This is a genomic window from Kribbella sp. NPDC056345 (genome assembly GCF_042262745.1).
Classification (GTDB): Bacteria; Actinomycetota; Actinomycetes; order Propionibacteriales; family Kribbellaceae; genus Kribbella.
Genome location: NZ_JBHJQQ010000011.1, coordinates 85,062 through 102,486, shown reverse-complemented (window position 1 = coordinate 102,486; position 17,425 = coordinate 85,062). Strand labels below are relative to the sequence as shown.

The window sequence follows — 17,425 nt, the reverse complement described above, 5'->3', positions numbered from 1 at the left end:
GACCCGATGCGATCGTCGCCTTGAGCCCTGAGTTCGAGTCCGCAGTTGGCTTAGATCTATCGGTCCGGCTCCAGCATCACACCGGACGCAGCGAGGGATGCATCACGTCGAAGGTCTCGATGCCGGCCTGGATGGCTCGGGTCCGGCAGTCAACGGTGCCATGGGAGAAGTGCCCTGCCACCAGTGGCATGAGCTGTTGGTCGTGCGATTGCGGGCATCGCGGCCTGCGGCACAGGTCGAGGAAGGCCGTGCAACGCACGGCGCTGCCTTGCTTGAGCAGGGCCACTACGAGGTCGACCATCTGCTGGTTGCGGATGAAGCCGGCCCTCTTGCCGTAGGTCCTCCAGTCGGCGGGAACGGGCAGAACCTCGAACCCCTCTGCCCGCCACAACATCTCAGCCATGGCGTCCGCGCCGCGACCGTCACGATCTGCCGGACAGTGCCCGGACACCAGCAGCGGGCTGGTCACGCTCGACGGTCCCCAGCCCCGCCAGCCCTCGCGGTAGGCGGCACGCATGCCAATCTCGTCGTCCCAGCTGCGCGCACCGGTAACCAGGTCGACGTGTGAGTACATGGGGCGGCGCGGGTTATTCACGACTCGCGACGCTGCGGCATCGTCCGGCGTGACGTGGGGCATCGTAAATCCTCTCTTGCGATGAATCATCTGCGAGACGAGTCCGGCTCAGTTGCGACTGGCAGGCGGGTACAGAAGGACGTCGACGCCGGCCTCGGCGACCGGCGTCAGCGATTCGACGATGCGGCTAGACACGTCACTCCAGTCAAGTCCTCCCAGGCCGCAACCAAGAGGCGGGATGGCAATTGATCGGGCTTGGGATTCGAGGACTACCTGTCGAAGGGCGACGAGCCCCGCCTCGACCCACTGAAGCTTCGATGGGTCGCGCCAGTGTTCTTTCGTGGGGAAGTTCGCAACCATCACCCTGCGCGGCGAATGTGTTTCCACGATGTGTACGTCGAGGGACCCTATGGATACGAGACCGGACTGGCAGCGATCTCGGTAGGCGGCGAACATGCTCGGGTAGCGCTGCTTGAACTGCAGGGCGAGACCAGCGCCCATGACTCCTCGTGTGTTGACGGCATTGACGAGGATGTCTGCGCCACTGCCGAACAGGTTCGTCCCGGGGGGCTGCAAGATGATCGGCATGATGACTCCAGCATTCAATCGGCGGCGAGCTGACGGCGTGCCTGTCCGGCGGCGCATGCCCTAGTCGGCTGCCGACGCTGAGACCTCATAGGCCATCACGTGCGCAACCGTGTCGATGCATCCATGTCTCTCGACCAAGTGCTCATACACGACGTGCTCCAGGTTGCGGCTGCGCAAGATCGAGTCGCAGTCAGGTACAGGGCATTCGACGGCAATCGTGATCAGAGAGACGTCGGTGGTCACCCGGCACGCTCCCGAAGGCGAGCCTGTCGATAGGGGACGGCTCTCACCTGATGCGTCACGTGCGTGCGTTGGTGTGAGGCATGATTCACGGAACTCTCCTCAGGGGTACAGGAACTGGGCTTGGCCCGACTACTCCTGTTCCGTCCCGTGCCAGCTCCGCTGGCTCCGCAGACGATCGGCCGACAAGTCTCCGACGGACACCTCCGCACGGGGCCCATGCCCGGGACTGTCCGCGGACGTCAATGCACACGGACTTGTCGTCGCCCTGCTGCGAACTCGACTAACCTGCGGGGAAGTCGCGGCAAGGCAAGGGCAGATCACTCGCATCACGCACGAGCTGGAGCAAGCACCTCGGCAAGGTCGCGGTGGATCTGACTGCTCCAGCGGGTGCGGTGGGAGCGGCCTCGACGAATCTCGAGCTCTCGGACGCTTGCAGCGCCTGTGCGGGGGCTGATCTTGATCTCGATGGTCGCAATCAGCGTCTCGTCTTGGTCATAGACTCCCACGAGCGGTGTGTACGTCTGAGACACGTCCGCGGAGTACCCGGCGATGCAGTTGCGCATGGCCGTCGACCACTTTCGTAGCTGGTCCTGTGTCGCAGCGACGACGTAACGAAGCTGTCCTGTCTTGCTGACCGAAGCAAGGCGCTCGACGAGCCGGACGTAGCCCGAGTGCACGACAGCGGTCTCTCGCTTTAGTCTCGAGAGTCTGTCGGACTCGACTTTCTGCAGCTCGATCAGCTCGCGCTGCGCGCCGGCGTTATGCCGTTCCAGCCACCGCTGGCCGTCGGCTGTTTCGAGCCACACAGCCCTAGCTAGCCTCCTGCGCTGGCTGTCCTTCTCATGCAGACGGGCGAGTTCGCTTCGGGAGTGGCTGCATGCCTGGTTGACGGCGTACTCGAACTCTTTCCAGGTGCGCACGGGACCGAGTTCCTCGACCGTGACGCCGGGTATGCCGTCGGGCATCCGCATCTCGCCCAGCAGGGCTTCGTAGTTGCGCAGAGCATCCTTGACACGGTCCCAGTCACCGTCTCTGCCGTGCCGCCAGTCCCCTGCCTGAATGGTCCTTTTGAGGAGCCGGCCGCGGCTCTTCGAGTCGAGGCCCCGGATCAGCTTCCCAAACGGTGAGCCGAGCTCAAACCAGTGTGGCAGCAGCATTCCCTGCGCTTGGTGCTGACGTAAGTGTGCGACCACCCAGTCGACTGGCATCGACGGGTCCCAGAGCAACAGTGCCCATCGCAGCGCCTCAAGCTTGCCCACGGCCACTGCTTTGACCAAGTCGGCACGGACGTTGCCGGCTCCGAAGCAGTTCACGGCAACATCAGCGGCTGTTTTCGCGCCCACCAGGTAGGGCAGTAGATCGCGCTGGTGCTCCGAGCTCGGCTTCCCCCTGCCTCCAGGAAGTCTTTCGTTCCAGTGCTTCATCACGGGTGCGAGAGTGGCAGCCTCTCGGTCGGGTCCGAAGATCTCTCGCACCGCCGAACCGAGGGTGGAACGCGAGATGTCGTAGCGGCTGAGGTTGACGGCCTGTTGCATCGGGTCAGGCTCGTCGCCGAGTGAGGCATCGACGCGCAATGGGGTAACGAGAATTTGGCCCATGTCGTCTTTCTCGATGCGGCAGCGACTGGTCCAGACATCGGAGTGCACGATCGCATTGTCGGCGAGGATACCTATGTAGGTCTCAACGATGTCGTGATGCATCACTGTGCGGAGAGTGCCGTCGGATCGCTCTTCCTCGCCGACCGTAGCGATCTCGCGCGAGCCGATCTTGATCCTGTTCTTGTGCTCGTCCAGAGGGTTTGCACGATGCATCTTCGTGAGTTGCGCACGGTGGCTGATCAGCTGCTTCGTGCTTTCGATGTGCAGCACTGTGTCCATGGCGAGGACACCTCCGATCCTGAGAGGGGGCTGCTCGCGACGTACGAGCGGGTGTGTCGACATGGGTCCGGTGAGGTGCCTGCACCCGGTTATGGGGCTCGTCGCCCGCTGGACGGCGTCAGGCTTCTTGGCTGCGGAGCTAGCAACCAGGTCGGTTGTCGACTCGCACTCGTCCCCGTGCCAGCTCTGCTGGCTCTGAGAGGTCTTGGCTCCCTCAAGGTCGTCGTCTCGACGCCTCACTCGTAGCGCCCGCAGGGCATCGATGTGTGCGTTACGGGCGACGACCGCAGCGACTCATCGGTGCCCTTTGGGCATGCCGAGCGCAGCGAGGTCAGGGAGCGCCAGCGACCGTTGGAACCTGTCGGCTATGCCGACCAACACGTCCTCGGAGCGCAGCGCAGAGGGCCGAGCGAAGCGACGTCTGCGGCACACGTGTTGCCAGGTTCCCTTATGCCCTTTTTCTTCTCCGCCTTCTGTTCCACGTCCGGAGCGTTAGCGGAGGACTGGAACGCTGGTGTATCAGGCGAAATCGTTGGTACGTACCGGTCCGGACTCTGGGTCATTTTGCGCGGAGCGCGTGTACGGTCCGGTGCTGTTTCGCCTGGTCTTGGCCCTCTGATGCTGTTCGCTCTGATTGGCGCGCGTGGCACCGCCGTACGTATGCGTCTTCGCAGTCTCGCGAGGTACGAGTGGCGCACTCTTCTCCACCCGTACGGATGCTGGCATTGATGGATCTTCTAACCACCTATGGCTTCGCCGTACCTTGCTATTGCTGGCTGCCACTGCGGCGCCACAGGGTGGTCCGACGCTCTATCGCTGTGGTGGTTGGCGTTGTGGATCAACCGGTTGTTGCGCCGCGCAGCGGTTTCCTCCTCATCGTGTGGCGGAGTTTGATTGGGCTCTTTTGGGCCGGCTTCCGGGACGATCGTCGGCATCGCTCGTACGACGACTGTCGTTCCGGCACTCGTTGCACCGCGCCCGAGGCGGGCCGCAGGCCCTTCACAGCTACTGCGCAGCAGTCGTGGGCGCATCAAGCAGAGAGCCCCGAGCACAGGGCATGAGAGTGCCGCCCGGGACTCAGCCGGTCTCCGTATGGGCCCAGCCCCGTCCAGATCTCGCCTCAATGGCGTGCATCACTGGGCTGCGGGAGGACCGGGGCGCATCGGGGTCCTCCGCCGGTCCCGTCGACAACGTCTGGCGGCGCGCACCGGGTCGATGCTGGGCGCTTGCTGGACCCGGGCCCGAACCGGGGCGGCCCCAATACCAGGCCTGTCCCCTATTGGAGCGCTGACAAGACCATCAACGGGCCACGGCAGGAACTGGCAGGTGGGCTCGGCTGGGTCTGATCGACGTCCCTGCCGAGCCCCGAGGTGACCCCGAACGAGGATAGGTCTTTAGATGGTCTTTAAAAGGTTTGCAAAAGACCATTGAATACTCATAGGATGAACATCGAATAGAGGACTCAGGGGCGATCTGGCCGAGTCCCGTAGGCGAGGCAGAGGAGAGTGCACGGATGACCAAGACCAGTCAGCCAGAGGCGGCAGATCCGCGGCGGCTTCGCTGGAGCGTTCCCGCAGCCGACGTCTCGGTGAACCAGTGGCTCGACCTCCAAGAGAACATCTCGGGCTCGCTCCGGCTGCTGATCCGCGAATCGATCGAGCGCGATGGTTACATCGACGTCGTCAACAAGCCGGTAGAGCAACTGCTCCGCAGCGGACAAGCCCAGGCGGGCGCTACCGCGGCAACGAAGCCGGCCCACCTTTCGCAGGCGGAGTCCGTCGTTCAGCGAGGCGAGCCACACACCCAGCTGAGCGATGCATCGCCGGCAAAGGCACACGACCATGCGTCTTCGACCGCGGATCGACTTTCCGGGCCGGTCGAGTCCGCCGATGAACCCGCGGCTGCACCGGCAGCCACACCCGCGCAGCACGAAGCACCTGTGGTCCGGGAGCAGGTCTCCATCGACGAAATCATGTCGTCCACCCGCCGGTAGTCCAGTGCCCGCCGCAGTGCCGCAGATCACCAGACCATGCAGAAGAAGGATCCAGAAATGAGCGCAGAGACCATCACCCTCACCGGCGGCATCGACGTCGGCAATGGTTACGTGAAGGGTGTCATCCGGAACACGGAGACCGGCGTCTTCGATGAGATCGATCTCCCATCGGCGGTGGTTTCGACAACTCGCCAGAACCCCAAGGTGCCGCTCGCGGACGCGACCGCCGTCGAAGTGCTCGGTGACGCCGCCGCGAAGGCAGGCGATGATTTCTACAACCGGCTCGACTGCACGATGACCACTCCCTTGATCGCCGCCAGCGACCGCCGCATCTTCGGCCGCTCGTCGCTCCACGCGCGCGGGTCGAAGTTCACCGAGTTCGAGGTTTTGGGCAAGCACAGCAAGGTCGACCAGGAACTCGCCAAGGTGCTCGTGCTCGGCGTCTTCGCAGCCAAGGCACTGCGCGACCACGTTCGCGCGGCGGGCACCCTTCCCGACCGCGAGCTGCGTGTAAGGATTCGCGCCGGTCTGGCTCTGCCCATTTCTGAGTTCGTCGCGCGCCGCCACACCTACGCCGCCGAGTTCATGGGCGCTGCTGGCACTGCCGCACCAGTGGTGCACCTGGTCACGATCAAGAACTTCTCGACGCCGGTCTCGGTTCGTCTCGAGTTCGTCGATGTCCAGGTCATGGCCGAGGGCGCGTCGGCCCAGTTCGCCATCACCGACAAGGGCGAGCCGCTCGCGCAGGCTCTTCTCGACGATCTCCGCGGCCGCCAGGGTCACCTCGCCGAGGACGTCACCGCTGCCCACCTGGTGGCGGTCCGCAACACCATCGGCGTCGATGTCGGCGAAGGCACGGTCAACTTCCCGGTTTTCACCGACGGCAGGTTTAACCCCGAGGCGGCCTTCACGCTCGAGCAGGGCTATGGCACCGCGCTCATGAACGCCATGGAGCGCATGAGCGAGTCGGATTCCTCATTGCAGTTCACGTCGCGAAAGCAGCTCGCGGACTTTCTCCAGGGCGAGCCTTCAATGCTGCAGAAGGGTCGGCACGAGCGGGCTGCCGGGTTCGTGACCGATGAAGCGAGGTACCTGGTCGATGAGATCGTCTCGGCTTTCGGTGACGTTCTCTCTCAAGCCGGCGCGACGACCGAGGTCGTCTACGTCTACGGCGGCGGCGCTGGACCGGTCCGCGAGTTGCTGCACCCGGCACTCCTGCAGGTGGCCGGCGACATTCCGGTGCTGTATCTCGACTCGAGCTACTCACGGCACCTCAATCGCGAGGGCATGTACATTGCCGCGCGCCACGTGGAGATCGGCAGCATGACGCAGAGCGAGACCACTGCTGAGGTGGCGGTCTGATGGTCCCGCCGGATCTCCTGCTGCGCGCCGATGATGGCGTTGGTGTTGGCGAGCCTGCATCGTGAGTGGCTACCGGGAGATCGTGAAGCTGCTCGAGGCGAACGCCGGCGCGAAGCGCATGTCGGAAGTGTTCGACGACTTCGTCGAGATGTCCGCTCTTGCTGTCCGGAACGCGGTGGATTCCTGGGGGTACGACGAGCGCGAGGAGCAGTACCTGCGCGTTGCAGGTCGCTACGACCGTGAGGAACTGAACCGCTTCGCGCACGCCCTGGCGCTCGTCGTGAACGCGATGGAGGAAGCACCCTGCGACGTACTCGGCCGTCTCTACATGGAGCTGGAGCTCGGAAACGGTCGCCTCGGCCAGTTCTATACCCCCTACGACGTCGCCAGGCTCATGGCCGGGATGCAGATCGATGCGATTGCCGAGCGGGTCCGATCCCAGGGTTTCGCGAGGCTGTACGAGCCGGCGTGTGGAGCAGCCGCGTTCATCGTCGCCGTCACTCAGGAGATGCGCACCGCCGGATTGAACCCTCAGACCCAGCTGCACGTGACGGCAGAGGACATCGCGCCCCAAGCCATCCACATGGCCTACATCCACCTGTCGCTGCTCCATGTTCCCGCGGTCGTACACCGCAGGAACACACTCACCATGGAAACGTTCGACAGCTGGCGAACACCAGCCCACATCCTCGGCGGGTGGGGCTGGAGGTTCCGCCATGCCGATGCGGTGGAGAGAGCGCAGAAGCTGCTCGACTCGCCGTCGGCCTCCGGCGGACCCTCATTCACCACAACGGACCACAGGAAGGCTCCAGGCTGCACCGACCTGGATTCGGGCTATGGTGGACGGTTGCACCCGTCACGGCCGGATGCCCGGACCGGCGGCACCCTGATGCCTCTGGGGACGGCTCGATAGACAGACGGCCTCAGCGAAAAAGAAGCCCTCCCGGATCAGAGAGATCCAGGAGGGCTTCTTCGGGTGAAACTAGGTCGTTGAGCTGTGACGTGCGCGGATGACCATCAGCAGCTCGCCGAGCATATTCATACCGGGAGTCTGCTCGTGCCTCGGGCAGAAGCACGAGCCCCAGTACTGGTCGTGCCAATGATTTGCCTCTCCACAAGCACGCGGCCCTCGGTACGCACGAGTTGGTAGCGAAGGGCAGGGACCGCGAATTTGGCGGTCAGCACTCGCCGCATGGCCCAGACCCGCACGCCGGCATCCCAACCGGGCCGAAGGGTCACCCGGCGCCCGCGCCGCTTGCTCTCCCCCGGCGTCGGCGCCTCGAGCACGTGATGCTGCTGGTCTTCGTCGACGGTCTTCAATGCGTTGAACGCGTGCTCCGCCGAGGCAACCTCGGCGTCCAGGAGCGGCATGAGGAACGGTGTCTGGTCAAAGTTCGACAGGAAAGCGAGCTCTACGGTGAACATGGGTGTCTGGTCGAACTGGCCCACGGCTATCACTCCAAGTTTTATCCACTTGTCTGGCCGGGCGCCCCCGAATCAGCTGTGCTGATGTCTGAGGAGCACCGCTGAGCGCACAAGGGCAGATCTCGCTGGAGCGAGGCTTGCCGCAGGCTGGCGCGATCGGTGCAGGCAGCTCACACCACAATGCCCAGCTCTCCGGCCAGCTCTTCCAACTCTGCCGTGAGCCGGCACAGGTCGGCTGCAGCCGCAGACCAAGCGAACTCAGATGTTGCCTCGAGCCCCATAGCACTCAAGCCCCGTGCAACCTCGCGCACGCACGGCAGGTACTTACGAAGTAGCCGCAGCATCCGCTCGTCCTGCCCGTATCCCAGCTGGTATGGGATCGATCCAGCATTGTCTTTGAGATCGCTGGCCTTGATCAGGACCGCCGGAGTCCGCAACCAGGCGAGTTCCGTCATGTGGATCTGGTAGCTCTCCAGGTCGACCACAGCAGCGGGGTTCGTGACCTGATCCACGTGCTGTGCCGTCCCATCGCCGAAGAGCCGGGCCAGGCATCCGGGCGCTGTCTCGTGTTGACGACCAAATATGCGGAGCAGTTCTTCGGAGCAGTCTTCTACGACGTCATGCAGCAGAGCCGCGGCCAAGACCTCTGGATCACGAACGCCCCATCGCATCAGCCGTAGCGCGACGCGAAGCGGGTGCTCGATGTACGGCACCCACGGCAGACGACCACGAACGAACCTGGTTTGCCTGCGGTGCAGGAAGGATGCCATCGCAGCGGCGGAGGTGATGAGCTCGCTCGACTCGGGCATGAGTCGGTGAACCTCACGGCCGAGCTCGAAGACGAGCATCGACGGATCCATCTGTTTGAGTGGGACCTGCGGAAAGTCGGTGGGCAGTGCGCTCATGGTTGTGCTCGCAATTCGTTGTGGGAACGAGCTACTTGATGGTCGCTACTCCCCCGGCGCTGCGATGCAGCGCACTCCTTCACTTCTGAACGACAGCAAAGGCATGTCCAAGAGCCCTGCCCTAGCCTCATACTCGTCGCGACTGCCTTGGCCTGCCGTGCATTGGTAGTCCGGGCCACAAGAGGATGGCAGCCTGTTTCGGCTGAGAGAGGGCAGCTCCCTTCCGCGTCGCCACCGCCACCATCATCAACAAGACCGTCGATCAAGCAGGCCAGAATCACTCAAGAGCCGGCCAGTCGAGGGCTCATCCGACCGATCTGACGGAGTCTCGTCCAGGCGTGGGACAGGTGCGTCCTGACTTGACTCGACTGGAGGCGTGGAGCGCTCGTCGACAGTTCGGTCCCCGCGATCGGTGGGTCCCTGCGGCCGAGGGTCGCCGAGGTTGGCCGGGCGATCAACAGCATCGTGGACGGGCCGCTCGACCGGAACGTCAGAGCTCGGCGTCTGATCCGAAGAGTCGTTCGGCTCGATGGGTACTGGCGTCGGTGGCCGGTCCATAGACCCCCCGCTTTTCTACGTTGGGCGGACATATCGATACGGCCGTCCAGGCACTGTCATGCAGGGCAACTAACCAGTTACCTTCGCGGGGTGCCAATCGGGCAGCAGCTCGTTGTCTCGCGGATAGACCTCTTGATCTTCTCGCAAGAGGTCATCAGTGGCCTGTTCCCCGAAGGGCCGGCCTTCGTAGTCGAAGTCGGCTTCGATTCGACTGTCCGGGTCGACGACGAAGCTGGCGTTGTACCAGGTGCCTTTGCCTGGTTGATACATCTCTGCTCGGAGACGGTCGCAGGCGATACGTCCGGCAGGCTCGATCGTGTTTGAGAGGTCGGTGGAGCCGTCTTCCATGTCGATCTCAAGGTCTGTGCCGATCATGCCTGCCGCGCCGGTCGCAGAGAGTCGGAGGAGTCGCCAACCGGGGGGAGCGGCGTGGAGCATGGCTGCACCAATCTCGGTGAGTTGCTCACTGCTCTGCTCAAGCACTGGAGTCATCCTTTCGCTGCGCTGGCTCGTGAGTCTGCAGCTACTCAGGTGGACTATCCGCGTGATCGACCCAGCCTGCCTCAATGTCTTCCTTGGTCATCCCTGAACGGAGCTCTACGTGTCCGTTGTAGCCCTCGTCGACAGCCCAAATGCGCCCACTCGGCTCCTCAGGAAGAATGGACCGAGCCCACAGCATGACCTCGATTGCCTGTTCATCTGTGCCATCGGTGTAGATGCCGTCGCGGGCGCGGAAGTGAAAGATCTGGAACGCCGGTTCGCCCGGCCGATCGACCCGTGCCGCGACGTCGACAGGCGATTCGTCAGGCGCTTCTGGCACGAGGGAAGTTACCTGTGCCCCGAAGCCGTCGACGACCGCCGTCTCGAAATGCTCCTTGGCCAGATCGAACCCGTCCGCGTCGGGCGACAGGATGATGATGTTAGGCATTAGTGCTCTTCCTCCGACCAGACCTGGATATCCAGGTCGATGTCCTCGCCGAGGATCTTTCGTGCTCGCTCCCCCAGGAAGCGCGCTGCGGCATCCGTGCTCGTCACGAGTCTGATCCTCTCAATGGGATTGGCATTGTGTTGCACGACACTTGCATAGCGGTACATCTCGTGATCGAACGGGCGCAGCATCATCTCGAGCATGCGGGGCGGCACGTTGCCTTCGTACAGACTGCGATCGGGTCTGCTTACATATTTCACTTCCACCACGACCACGGTGTCGGGGTCGATCTCCAGGCCGTCTGCCCAGATCATGCTGCCGGGCTCCGCCGTCTGTAGTTCTACCTCGACATCTCCAACGCGCGCCCTTTGGTATTGCGCCCAGGGCTTATCCGACGTGACCGGTTTCGTGTGTTCCGGATCAGCCAGCCGTTCTTCGACCCAGCTGCGACGCTTTTCGGGGTCCGTCCACTGGCGCTCCTCCAAGCCAGTCTGAACGCCGTCTGAGGCATCGGCGTTGGACACCAGCAGCGAGGCCTCGGATTCCTTTTCGCCTTCTGTGGGAGCTTTTCCATCGGCGAGCGCCGTGGGCGGCTCGGCATCTGGTGGCGCGGCATCGCCGGCCCCCTGCACCGTCGACTCGGCGTCGACTGCAGCATCGAGCCGATGTCTCTGCTCTTTATCGGCACCAGATGTTGCAACCGAGCCTGCTTCATCGACGATGCGCGGCTCGACCAACTCATTGTCGGAGCCTGGTTCGGTGCTCTTCAGGTCGTCTGTGGCATCGGAGTCCGGGATCATGTCTTCCGGCGTAGCTGCGATCTCGTCTGCTTGATTCGTAGCGTCGGCTACGGCAGGGGCCTCTGGACCGGTGCCCGTTGTCTCCTCGCTGCCGCCCGCGGAGTCGCCTCCGGATCGACGCTCGGGAGAAGCGGATCTGTCGTGGTTTTCGGTCTCGGAACTCGCCGGGTCGCCGGTCCGCGTCGCTGGCTCGGACATATCCGCGAACTCCGGCTCGCCCCCGGCTTGTTGTCTCTCAGGACCTGCCGTCTGCTCCCTGGGCTCGCGCCTACGGAAGTCGTCGTCTTTGGCGTCAGCATCGTTGCCCGAGCCCCAGCCGAGGCGTGTAAAGACCGGGGTCTGCAGCATCTTTTCGCGCATGTTCGTAGGCACCCGGTCAGAGGCATCATGAACGGCCGCTGTCGCGTCACCGGACGTCTGGGCGTGCTCGGTCCTTGCCTCGTCGCGCTGGCCTCGCTGATGCACGACATCTGCGGGCCCTGTCGAAGGGCGATCCGGTAACTCTTCCTGAACTTCGTCCAGCCGTGAGTCCGGCGAGTCCTTGTCCGGTCCGGTCGGGGCTGCGGCTCGCTGGTCGACGGTTCGCTCGGCCGCATCGGGGACACCGTGCTGGACGCGGGATTCAGGATCTGGCCTGTTGTCGACGGGGTCCGGGACTGTCCGCTCTACGGGAGCGTCAGGGGTGGAGGCTTGGTCGGAAGGGACGTCCGGTTCGTTGGGTTCGGGTCTGCGTGGTCGGTCCATGGCGCTACTCGCTCGCGATTTCCAGCGTCTGGAAGATGTAGCGATGCCAGTGTCCGGGCACAGTCAGTCCGTGCGTCGCCTCGAGCAGTTGCGAGGGCCAATCGGTGGCGGTGGACAGACTGGCGGCTGCACGAAGGAGAGTGCCGTTACCGAGCAGCAGTGCCGGTGGCACGCTGACGGAGCCGACCTTCATGAAGCTCCAAATCTGCTCCTCGATCGTCGACCCCCACAGCTTCAGTCCTCGCTTGCCCCAGTCTTCGGTCAAGGGATGCGGCGCGTCGAGTGGCCCCGCATAGGTTCGCAAGGCATCGGCAACATCGGCGAACCGGAACGCTCCTGCCTGCCACTCGATCTCTGTCGCCGCACAACTGAGCTCCTGCTCCCCCACGACACGGCGTACGACCTCGGTTAGGTGATCGGTCAGCCTGGCCGGTGCGACGTGGCTTTCGATCGCCGCCAGTCGTCCGGCCACAGCCGAGCCGACTGACTCGCCGATCGCGCGCTCGACCACCTCTGGCGAGACGTCGTCGAACACCCACGGGGATACAGGTGTCGGTCTAGGCGCTGCGGCCAAGTGAGCTACTGTCAGCAGCTCGACCCACAATACGAATCTCGGGTTGCGCTCAAGAAGCTGGGCGACATCGGCGATCTCGCGAACTGTGGAAAGTCGATCGCTGTTGAGCGCTCCACGCGAGCTGGTCCGGCGATCGGCAGCCTTGACTGTTGGTGGGGTAGCGGCTCGTTGCTCGCGTGGTTCGCCGTGTGGGATGCGAACCCGCACGGGCCGGTCCATCCCGTCGGTGAAGACGGCGGCCTGGCCAGGTGGGAGTGAGACGACGGCTCGGGACTGTGGCTCGTCGAGGTTCATGGTGGCGCCGACGGTTTCACGGTCGTCGGCGGCGGGTAGCCGGTGCAGGATCTTGAGGGCGGAGTTCTTGACGACGTCAGAGATGACCTTGCTGGGGATCTGCTCCGCGACGATGATGCCTTCGCCGTATGCGCGGATCTCGGCCAGCAGGCCGGCGAACATCTCGACCGCGTGACTGGTCGTTCCGTCGGTGCTTGCCTTGAGCAAGCGATGGGCCTCTTCTACGACGGTCACGTGGCGCAAGGTGGACGACGGGCCGCGGTGAACTCGGAGGTGCTCGACCAGGCGGATCAGGACGACGCCCATGCAGAAAGCCTTGTCCTGGTCGTCGCCGACGTCCTCGAGCTCGAGCACGACGTTGCGGCTGAGCAAGTCAGCAACGTCGAGCGGGTATCCCCCGCCGAGGAAGCGGCCTGGCGTCCCTAGAAGCAGCGAGTTCAGGCGGACGTCGACGAAGCCGCGGACGTCTGCGGCGAGCTCAGCGCCGTACCCGATGTCGTCGACAACCGCGCGCGCTGTCGTCTGGAGGTCCGCGAGCGACGGAAACTCGCTCCCTCCGCGGCTCAACGCAAGATCCCAGCCGTACGACGTGTAGCAGCGGTTCAGCGCCTGGCTGAGCACCTGTGGAAACGGCTCGTGGGCCTCAAACGCGGCCAGGAAGAGCGCACGGACCAGGTCGACGTGCGTCTGCAGCGGGAACCCCGCTTCCGGTTCGAGCGGATTCAGGCTCAGCGGTACGGCGTCAGGGTCGCCGAGGCGGATGACCGCGACGTCCGAGTCCGAACCCAGTCGGCCAGCCATCGCGGCATACTCGGCTTTCGCGGGCTCGATGACCAGCCAGGGCACAGAGTCCTCGGTGAGACCTTCGAGCAGATGCCGGATTGTCTGAGACTTGCCGGAGCCGGTGGCGCCAGCAACGAACGCATGCCGGTTCAGGGTGTTGTGAGAAACCGTCATGGTGCCGACTGCACGCCCCGCCGAGTCGACGACGTCGCCAAGCGGAATCCCGTCCGCTGGCGTCTCCGGTGTGAGGTCGAAGCGCACCTGTTCGACGACGCGGACGCCGGCAATCTCTCGCACCGGGGGTCGTGCGATCGCGGCGAGCAGCTCACCTGTCGCCTCGAAGCCAGGCGATTCAGCGCTAGTTGTCACCTGTGTTGTCACGGCGTATGGCGTCGCGTGCAGGTCGGCAAGACCTGCCAAGGTCTGGGCAGCCAGTCGGGCGGAGACTTCATCGGTGCCACCGGCGCGGATCTGCACCGACCACAGGCCACCCTGCGCGGCGGAGAAGTCGCGGTAGCGAGCGCGGTTGCGCTCTAGCTCGAGTGCGTCACGGCCCGAGACCTTCTCGCGGTCCAGGCCCATGGTCATCTGCAGATGGAGGTCGTCAAGCAGATCGGCGCGGTCCTGGCCTCCGAGGGGAACGGCTGTGATCAGGAAGGCGAAGACCGGCAATGCCTCGGCCAGGTCCTCTAGCATCCCCGCCGATTCGACCTCGGCTTCGGACAGGGCAGTGAGTACGTCGTGGCGCCCGTCCAGTGCAACCCAGTGCGGGAACTCCACCGGATCTGCAGCGATCGCCCGCGCACCCACCGGATAGGACACCGCACCATCCACAGGCTCGATCCCCACCCGGACCTCGATCGGCCCACCGGCCACCGTGCGAGTCCAGCAGCAGCTGAACGGCCGCCCCGCCGAAGCCTGCAGCATCAGCGCAGGTAGCAGCCCCCGTCGCAGCGCGGTGAGCCGCTGCGCCGTGCCTGCATCTGGCCCGCCGGCCAGCGGCACCTCGGTTATGCGCCATTGCGGAATCACGACGCGCCCAGCCGAGGATCGCAGTCGCCGAGCCGCGGACTCGCCGGATCAAGCGGATCCACCATCACGAACGCGGTCGGCGACAAACCTTGCAACACCGTCGGCTCCATCGAGTACTCGTACGTGCGCTGGTACCCGACCGACGTGCTCTCGGTAGATCCGGTCGACTCCGAACTCGAGGTGGCCTCCGACCATGATGTTCCGCCGGTGGTCGACGACGAGTACTGCTCGCCAGACGTCTTGGACCCGGATCGGTGCCGTCGGCTGAACAGCAGGCCAAAGGTCGCCTGCCGGCTGTCCGATGTCTGCACGCCGACCGAGTCGCTCGTCGAAGCGCTGTTGCCGCGGGTAGTGCTGTCGGACGTCGACGTCGATGTGTTAGTGCCGTGCGAATACGTGAACTGGCTCGCCACCAACCGGTGCTGGCGGCCGATGAAGGTTGCAGCCTGCTCGGCCTCCTTGGCGTTCCCCAGACGCATGAACAGCACCGCGTCCCCGCCGCCGAGGAGTTCCACCGCGCTGTCGCGCAAATGAGCGAACAGCAGCACGAGCCGGAGCCCGTTTCGCCGGCAGATGCCGTCGAACCGCTCGAGCTCTGGCCTGGCCACAGCATCCGCGCCGGCGATCACGACGATGCGCTCCCCTGGCCCCGACAGCTGCCCGCGCTGAATCCGAACCATCGTGATCTGGAACATCAGGTGCCGCAGCAACGATGCAGACAGCTCTGACTCACGGGGTGACAGCTCGAACACCCGCAACGAAACCTCGTCGCCGTCCCACCCGTCCATCGGCACATCACCGGTGACCGTAGACAACCGCTGTACGCCGGCGGCCAGCCGGAAGAGCCGTGTCTCGGCGGTACGTCGAGCGGATTCGCTGAGCAGATCGGCCAGCTTCATGTACTCCGCACGTGTCAGCTCACCGCGCTGGTCCGGCGTCAGCTGTCGCAGCAGCACCTGGAATGCCACGTGAAGCCTCGCAAAGGTGACCGGGCCATCGGTCAAGCATTCGACGATCTGTTGGACCAGGCTCGCGTCGACGCCCCGTGACTCGTTCTGTTCCGGCTCGGCTCCACGCAGCCCTTCGGCAATCACCACGCCGATCTCATCCGGGCTCAGACCGGTCAGCGGATTCAGAGCCTTCGCTTCGTCCGGTACAAGGGCAGACCGGATCGGTGCCCCGTATTCGGTGGCCATGCGGCGCAGCGGCTCGACCACGGCATCCTGCGTGAGGTCGAGCACCACGAGCCGCCCGCCGGCACTCATCAGCGAACTGCCCATCGCCAGCAGCGCAGCGCGCCAGCCGGCAGCAGTTCCGCCGTACAGGTCGACGCGCTCCTTGGTCACCGGCCCCACCGGCACCCACGGGCGCACAGCACCGACCTGCAGCGCCTTCGACTTCTCCCGTTGGCTCAGCTCTCGCTGCCAAGTCTGAACGTCGCGCTCGAAGCCGGCCATCGTGGTGACGCAGTCAGCCAGCCACCGCTGGTGCTCCTTGACCGCAGCTCGCCGCAGCATCTCCGGCCGCCCCCATAGCAACCAGCCGAGGCCAACGGCTACCGCGGCAGGCACCAGCGCCAGCCAGGGATTCACGACAACACCGACCACACCCGTAGCAACAATCGCCCCGGCGATCCCCCAGGTCAGCACCGGGCTTACCCGCGCTGCGGCAGCACGCTTGGTTTCCAGCGTCGCGAGCGCCGACGGCGGCGGTACAGCGGGCACCGGCGGGTCTTGCTGCTCAACAACAACAACTTCTTGCCCGCGATACTCCCAACCCCACTGCTCGGCCTCGCGGGTCGCCACCGTCGGCTCAGCCATGCGCCACCGCACTGAGCCGATCGAGAGTGACTCCTCGGGCCAGGTCCGCGAGGACCGCTGTGGCCTCATCGATGGTCGCCGAGGCGCGGCTGACCGTCGCCTCGTGTTCTGAGTCGTCAGCCGCCGTGAACCGTCGGCGGCAACCGGCGCAGTGCGTGGCGGACATCCCGGACCAGGAGCCGCAGTAGGAACAGCGGCGCGCCTCGAGAAGGCGTTCGGCTATAGACATCCGGCGGCGCTCCAGCAACGCACGACTCCAGCGCGCCTGTGCCTGCGGCAGATACTCGTCGAGTTGCTGATCCGTGAGGCTCTTCCCGCCGTTCGTCACTACCGCCGCCGTGAGTCTGGCTGTTGCGTCACGGTGAGCCGAAACGGCTTTGCCGATGGCGCCGACGGTCACAAGGAGCGGGAACCAGCCGAGCGTCTGCAGTCTGAGCGCCGCCTGACCGCGATTCCAGCGCAGCGACAGACTCGACGAGTCGTCGGGGTCCGGAGTCCACCCAGCTGGACGCAAGGCCGCTTCAAACAGTGTTCGTTGCGGTTCGTCCAGCGCTGCGCATGGAAGGAGCAAATGGGTGTGCAGCCGACGCACCACAGCGTCAGGCTTGGCAGCCACGGCATCCTCCCCAGTCGCGTGCGACCTTCCCACTGGGCCGCGCCAGGGCAACTGTAGTAACTGAACGTGCGCAGCGCACCACAAACCAACCAATTCATATTCACAAGCACACAAGCGCCGATCCGTGTGGAGAGGTGCGCGGGTGGGACGACAGTAGGCGCTGGTCTGAACTCCCTGTGCTTGGCGACCTGACCGCGCACACGATCCGGATCCCCTCACATGGCTGACGCCCACCAGTCGGGCGCGCTCGTATCGACGCTCGCGCCGGACATGGTCGGGCCCTGGTTGTCTCTGGCCTCGCCGATGAGG

The 17,425-nt window shown here is 64.7% G+C and carries 14 protein-coding genes; 3 read left to right on the top strand and 11 right to left on the bottom strand.

What is annotated here, in order from left to right; all coding sequences use genetic code 11:
• Positions 1-76: 76 nt before the first annotated feature.
• From ACFCV3_RS32275 to ACFCV3_RS32265, 3 genes are all read right to left on the bottom strand, one after another.
• On the bottom strand, positions 77-637 hold the full coding sequence (locus ACFCV3_RS32275) for a hypothetical protein (protein WP_376036397.1): 561 nt from the start codon (positions 635-637) through the stop codon (positions 77-79).
• Positions 638-682: 45 nt separating this feature from the next.
• Entirely contained in the window at positions 683-1,162 is a 480-nt protein-coding gene (locus ACFCV3_RS32270) for a macro domain-containing protein (RefSeq protein ID WP_376036394.1), read from the bottom strand.
• Positions 1,163-1,731: 569 nt separating this feature from the next.
• The gene (locus ACFCV3_RS32265) at positions 1,732-3,282 is read right to left on the bottom strand and encodes a hypothetical protein (RefSeq protein WP_376036391.1); all 1,551 of its coding nucleotides are present in this window, start codon (positions 3,280-3,282) and stop codon (positions 1,732-1,734) included.
• A 1,513-nt stretch (positions 3,283-4,795) separates the two neighbouring features.
• Here ACFCV3_RS32265 and ACFCV3_RS32260 point away from each other — a divergent pair.
• The 3 genes from ACFCV3_RS32260 (at position 4,796) to ACFCV3_RS32250 (ending at position 7,550) form a co-directional block, all read left to right on the top strand.
• Positions 4,796-5,275 (top strand): hypothetical protein, encoded by a 480-nt coding sequence (locus ACFCV3_RS32260; protein ID WP_376036388.1) that lies wholly within the window; start codon positions 4,796-4,798, stop codon positions 5,273-5,275.
• A gap of 57 nt (positions 5,276-5,332) precedes the next feature.
• On the top strand, positions 5,333-6,637 hold the full coding sequence (locus ACFCV3_RS32255) for a hypothetical protein (protein ID WP_376036386.1): 1,305 nt from the start codon (positions 5,333-5,335) through the stop codon (positions 6,635-6,637).
• Between the two features lie 82 nt (positions 6,638-6,719).
• Positions 6,720-7,550 (top strand): N-6 DNA methylase, encoded by an 831-nt coding sequence (locus ACFCV3_RS32250; RefSeq protein WP_376036385.1) that lies wholly within the window; start codon positions 6,720-6,722, stop codon positions 7,548-7,550.
• Between the two features lie 125 nt (positions 7,551-7,675).
• Here the strand turns inward: ACFCV3_RS32250 and ACFCV3_RS32245 are convergent, their stop codons facing one another.
• The 8 genes from ACFCV3_RS32245 to ACFCV3_RS32210 form a co-directional block, all read right to left on the bottom strand.
• Complete coding sequence (locus ACFCV3_RS32245) at positions 7,676-8,086, bottom strand: NADAR domain-containing protein (RefSeq protein ID WP_376036383.1); 411 nt, start codon at positions 8,084-8,086, stop codon at positions 7,676-7,678.
• Between the two features lie 146 nt (positions 8,087-8,232).
• A complete protein-coding gene (locus ACFCV3_RS32240) occupies positions 8,233-8,967 on the bottom strand; it encodes an HD domain-containing protein (protein ID WP_376036381.1) in 735 nt (244 codons plus the stop codon).
• Between the two features lie 627 nt (positions 8,968-9,594).
• Positions 9,595-10,008, bottom strand: a complete 414-nt coding sequence (locus ACFCV3_RS32235) for a hypothetical protein (RefSeq protein ID WP_376036378.1) — start codon at positions 10,006-10,008, stop codon at positions 9,595-9,597.
• 40 nt (positions 10,009-10,048) lie between these two features.
• Positions 10,049-10,453, bottom strand: coding sequence for a hypothetical protein (locus ACFCV3_RS32230; RefSeq protein WP_376036377.1), 405 nt, complete (start codon positions 10,451-10,453; stop codon positions 10,049-10,051).
• Positions 10,453-11,613, bottom strand: coding sequence for a restriction endonuclease fold toxin-2 domain-containing protein (locus ACFCV3_RS32225; RefSeq protein WP_376036376.1), 1,161 nt, complete (start codon positions 11,611-11,613; stop codon positions 10,453-10,455). The genes ACFCV3_RS32230 and ACFCV3_RS32225 overlap by 1 nt, the downstream gene beginning before the upstream one ends.
• Positions 11,614-12,001: 388 nt before the next feature.
• A complete protein-coding gene (locus tag ACFCV3_RS32220) occupies positions 12,002-14,575 on the bottom strand; it encodes an ATP-binding protein (RefSeq protein WP_376036373.1) in 2,574 nt (857 codons plus the stop codon).
• Between the two features lie 101 nt (positions 14,576-14,676).
• Complete coding sequence (locus tag ACFCV3_RS32215; protein ID WP_376036370.1) at positions 14,677-16,500, bottom strand: hypothetical protein; 1,824 nt, start codon at positions 16,498-16,500, stop codon at positions 14,677-14,679.
• Entirely contained in the window at positions 16,493-17,014 is a 522-nt protein-coding gene (locus ACFCV3_RS32210; protein WP_376036368.1) for a hypothetical protein, read from the bottom strand. The genes ACFCV3_RS32215 and ACFCV3_RS32210 overlap by 8 nt, the downstream gene beginning before the upstream one ends.
• Between the last annotated feature and the right edge of the window lie 411 nt (positions 17,015-17,425).

Excerpts from the sequence above, each read along its gene's own strand:
- ACFCV3_RS32215 (WP_376036370.1), bottom strand. The coding sequence starts at position 16,500 with ATGGCTGAGCCGACGGTGGCGACCCGCGAGGCCGAGCAGTGGGGTTGG.
- ACFCV3_RS32265 (WP_376036391.1), bottom strand. The coding sequence starts at position 3,282 with ATGGACACAGTGCTGCACATCGAAAGCACGAAGCAGCTGATCAGCCAC.
- ACFCV3_RS32255 (WP_376036386.1), top strand. The coding sequence starts at position 5,333 with ATGAGCGCAGAGACCATCACCCTCACCGGCGGCATCGACGTCGGCAAT.
- ACFCV3_RS32240 (WP_376036381.1), bottom strand. The coding sequence starts at position 8,967 with ATGAGCGCACTGCCCACCGACTTTCCGCAGGTCCCACTCAAACAGATG.
- ACFCV3_RS32275 (WP_376036397.1), bottom strand. The coding sequence starts at position 637 with ATGCCCCACGTCACGCCGGACGATGCCGCAGCGTCGCGAGTCGTGAAT.
- ACFCV3_RS32260 (WP_376036388.1), top strand. The coding sequence starts at position 4,796 with ATGACCAAGACCAGTCAGCCAGAGGCGGCAGATCCGCGGCGGCTTCGC.
- ACFCV3_RS32270 (WP_376036394.1), bottom strand. The coding sequence starts at position 1,162 with ATGCCGATCATCTTGCAGCCCCCCGGGACGAACCTGTTCGGCAGTGGC.
- ACFCV3_RS32225 (WP_376036376.1), bottom strand. The coding sequence starts at position 11,613 with ATGCGCGAAAAGATGCTGCAGACCCCGGTCTTTACACGCCTCGGCTGG.
- ACFCV3_RS32220 (WP_376036373.1), bottom strand. The coding sequence starts at position 14,575 with ATGCTGCAGGCTTCGGCGGGGCGGCCGTTCAGCTGCTGCTGGACTCGC.
- ACFCV3_RS32230 (WP_376036377.1), bottom strand. The coding sequence starts at position 10,453 with ATGCCTAACATCATCATCCTGTCGCCCGACGCGGACGGGTTCGATCTG.